The sequence below is a fragment of the Xanthomonas sp. SHU 199 genome (genome assembly GCF_000364665.1).
Lineage (GTDB): Bacteria > Pseudomonadota > Gammaproteobacteria > Xanthomonadales > Xanthomonadaceae > Xanthomonas_A > Xanthomonas_A sontii.
In genome coordinates this window covers 1-3,580 of sequence record NZ_AQOI01000360.1, presented here as the reverse complement: position 1 = coordinate 3,580, position 3,580 = coordinate 1, and the positions used below count along the sequence as shown (strand labels likewise).

2 protein-coding genes are annotated in these 3,580 nt (G+C 67.2%); one reads left to right on the top strand and one right to left on the bottom strand.

The window, feature by feature from the left end; translation table 11 throughout:
* Nucleotides 1–242: 242 nt before the first annotated feature.
* Complete coding sequence (locus tag D183_RS0112415) at nucleotides 243–734, bottom strand: glutathione peroxidase (RefSeq protein ID WP_017909275.1); 492 nt, start codon at nucleotides 732–734, stop codon at nucleotides 243–245.
* Between the two features lie 333 nt (nucleotides 735–1,067).
* On the opposite strand from D183_RS0112415, the gene D183_RS0112410 reads away from it, so the two are divergent.
* Complete coding sequence (locus D183_RS0112410) at nucleotides 1,068–3,254, top strand: M3 family metallopeptidase (RefSeq protein ID WP_026144419.1); 2,187 nt, start codon at nucleotides 1,068–1,070, stop codon at nucleotides 3,252–3,254.
* The last annotated feature ends 326 nt before the right edge of the window (nucleotides 3,255–3,580 follow it).

Sequence of the window (3,580 nt, the reverse complement as noted above, 5' to 3'; positions counted from 1 at the left end):
AGACCCTTATTTGACACAAGCGGCTTCAGCCGCGACGGGCGTTCCCGGTAAAGCATCGCGGCTGAAGCCGCTCCTGCCGGATAAGCGACACGGCGGCAGGTCAAAGCGAAATAGTGGGGAGTATTTTGTGGGAGGGACTTCAGTCCCGACGCCTTTAACTCGAATACGTCGGGACTGAAGTCCCTCCCACAAGAGCAAGCATCCAGCATTCAAGACCACGCCGAGCGTCCTCGGCCGAATCGTTACCCCAGCGCCCGCTCGATAGCGTCAGCCAGCGCTTCCGGCTTGTCGGTCGGCGCATAACGCGCCAGCACCTGGCCATCGCGGCCGACCAGGAACTTGCTGAAATTCCACTTGATCGCGGCGATGCCAAGCAGCCCGGATTTCTGCTGCTTGAGCCAGCGCCACAGTGGATGCGCGCCGTCGCCGTTGACCTGCACCTTGGCGAACATCGGGAAATCCACGTCGTAGCTCAGCGAACAGAACTGGCGGATCTCGGCGGCATCGCCCGGTTCCTGGTGGCCGAACTGGTCGCAGGGAAAGCCCAGCACCACCAGCCCGCGCTCGCGATAGCGCTGCCACAGCGCCTGCAGCCCGGCGTACTGCGGGGTGAAACCGCACTTGGAGGCAACGTTGACGATCAACAGCACCTTGCCGGCGTAGTCGGCAAGCGGCTGCGCCTGCCCGTCGAGCGTGGTCGCGGTGAAGGCGTAGGCGGTGGTCGGCGTGTCCATGGATCCTCGTGGTGCGGCGCGCCGCAGCGGCGCTGGGTCGAGGCGATGCTACGCGGTGGCCGCACGCGTCGCCAGCGAACCGGGGCCGATACGCGAGGCCGCGTCGCAGAGGTGGGCGCGAACGCACCAACGCACACCGCCAGCGCATCACCGATGCATGGCCGCACCGGCGCCGCCACGCGCGAAAGCGCACTGCATCAAGGTTCACGCCAGATGCCGCAAAGCCCTGGGAAACAAGCGCCGATGCTGCAGCGCTCCCATGGCTTTCGTCACGGGTCACGCCTGCCGGCCTGGGGTAGCCTGCCCGATCACCATGATTGCGGATACCGCTTGATGACCTCTCGCCTCGCCCTTGCCCTCGCCGCCACGCTCGGACTCGCCATGCCCGCCTACGCCGCTCCGGCCACCACGCCCACCGCCGCCACGGCGGCCACGCAGGCCAACCCGTTCTTCGCCGAAAGCCCCCTGCCGCTGCATTACCCGCAGTTCGACAAGATCAAGGACAGCGATTTCGCGCCCGCGTTCGACGCCGGCATGGCGCAGCAGCTGAAGGAAATGCAGGCCATCGCCGATCAGACCGCCAAACCGACCTTCGACAACACCATCGTGGCGATGGAGAAGAGTGGGCAGGTCCTGGACCGCGCCACCACCGTGTTCTTCAACCTGGTCGGCGCCGACACCAACGACACCCGCAAGAAGCTGCAGGCCGAGTACGCCGGCAAGCTGGCCGCGCACCGCGACGCGATCGCGCTCAATCCCAAGCTGTTCGCGCGCATCCAGACCCTGTACGACACCCGCAACCAGCTCGGTCTGGACGCGGAGGGCGTGCGCCTGATCGAGAAGTACCACAGCGACTTCGTCCGCGACGGCGCCAAGCTCAACGACGCCGACAAGGCCAAGCTCAAGGCGATGAACGCCGAACTGGCCGAACTGGGCACCAAGTTCAGCCAGAACGTCCTGGCCGAAGTGAACGCCGCCGCGGTGGTGGTGGACGACGTCAAGCAGCTCGACGGCCTGTCCGACGCGCAGATCGCCGCGGCCGCCGAAGCAGCCAAGGCGCGCAAGCTCGACGGCAAGTACGTGATCGCCCTGCTCAACACCACCGGCCAGCCGCCGCTGGCCCAGCTCAAGGATCGCGCCCTGCGGCAGAAGATCTACGAAGCCTCGGTGTCGCGCGGCAGCCACGGCGGCCCGTACGACAACACCGCGCTGGTGTCGCGGATCATGACCTTGCGCGCCGACCGCGCCAAGCTGCTCGGCTATCCGAACCACGCCGCCTATTCGCTGGAAACCCAGACCGCCAAGACTCCCGAAGCGGTCAACGCGATGCTCGGCAAGCTGGCCCCGGCCGCGGTGGCCAATGCCAAGCGCGAGGCCGCCGACCTGCAGGCGATGATCGACCAGGAGCAGAAGGCCGCCGGCAAGCCCAGCTTCAAGCTCGAGGCCTGGGACTGGGCCTACTACACCGAAAAGGTGCGCCAGGCCAAGTACGACTTCGACGAGTCCCAGCTCAAGCCCTACTTCGAACTGAAGAACGTGCTGGAAAACGGCGTGTTCTACGCCGCCAACCAGGAATACGGGCTGACCTTCAAGCAGCGCACCGACCTGCCGACCTACCGCGACGACGTGCTGGTCTACGACGTATTCGATGCCGACGGCAGCCAATTGGCGATCTTCATCGCCGACATGTACGCGCGCGAGTCCAAGCGCGGCGGCGCATGGATGAGCTCCTACGTGTCGCAGTCGGCGCTGACCGGCGACAAGCCGGTGGTCGCCAACCACCTCAACATTCCCAAGCCGCCGGCCGGCCAGCCGACCCTGCTGACCTGGGACGAGGTCACCACCGCCTTCCACGAATTCGGCCATGCCCTGCACGGCATGTTCTCGAACGTGAAGTACCCGTACTTCTCCGGCACCAGCGTGCCGCGCGACTTCGTCGAGTTCCCCTCGCAGGTCAACGAGATGTGGGCCGACGATCCGGCCATCCTCAAGCACTACGCCAAGCACTACCAGAGCGGCGCGCCGATGCCGCAGGCGCTGCTGGACAAGGTGGTGGCCACCGCCAAGTTCAACCAGGGCTTCGCCACCACCGAGTACCTGGGCGCGGCGATGCTCGACCAGCGCTGGCACCAGCTGAGCGCCGGCCAGGTGCCGCCGGCATCGGGCGTGATGGACTTCGAGGCCAAGGCGCTGGCGGCCGACGGCATCGCCTATCCGCCGGTGCCGCCGCGCTACCGTACGCCGTACTTCAGCCACATCATGGGCGGCTATGCGGCCGGCTACTACGCCTACATCTGGGCCGAGGTGCTGGACGCCAACACCCAGCAGTGGTTCAAGCAGCATGGCGGGCTGAGCCGCGCCAACGGCGACCGCTTCCGCAAGACCCTGCTCTCGCGAGGCGGCAGCGTCGATGCGATGCAGTTGTTCCAGGACTTCGCCGGACACGCGCCGCAGATCGAACCCTTGCTGGAGAAGCGCGGCCTCAACGCCACGCCGGCGGCGACGCCGAGCGCACGCTGAGGCGCACTGCGGCACGGCCTCCGGCCGTGCCGCGACGTCGCGACGACGTCGTTGGGACGCTCCCACGACCAATCCGCAGCATGAAGCGAAACGCACGACGCCCGGCTCAGCCGGGCGTCGTGTTTTTCAGCCAATGGCTTCGACGGCCACGCACGGTACGCCGCGCGTGGCCATCAGCGGCTTACTGGCCGTCGCTGGAGGCGTTGATGCTGGCACCCAGCGAGGCATTGCCGCCGGCCTGCCCTTGCGCCTGACCGCTACCGGCCTGCGCACCGCCCTGGCCGCCCGCACCCGCCTGGCCCGACACCGACCCGCCATGGGTGCCC

Excerpts from the sequence above, each read along its gene's own strand:
- D183_RS0112410 (WP_026144419.1), top strand. The coding sequence starts at position 1,068 with ATGACCTCTCGCCTCGCCCTTGCCCTCGCCGCCACGCTCGGACTCGCC.
- D183_RS0112415 (WP_017909275.1), bottom strand. The coding sequence starts at position 734 with ATGGACACGCCGACCACCGCCTACGCCTTCACCGCGACCACGCTCGAC.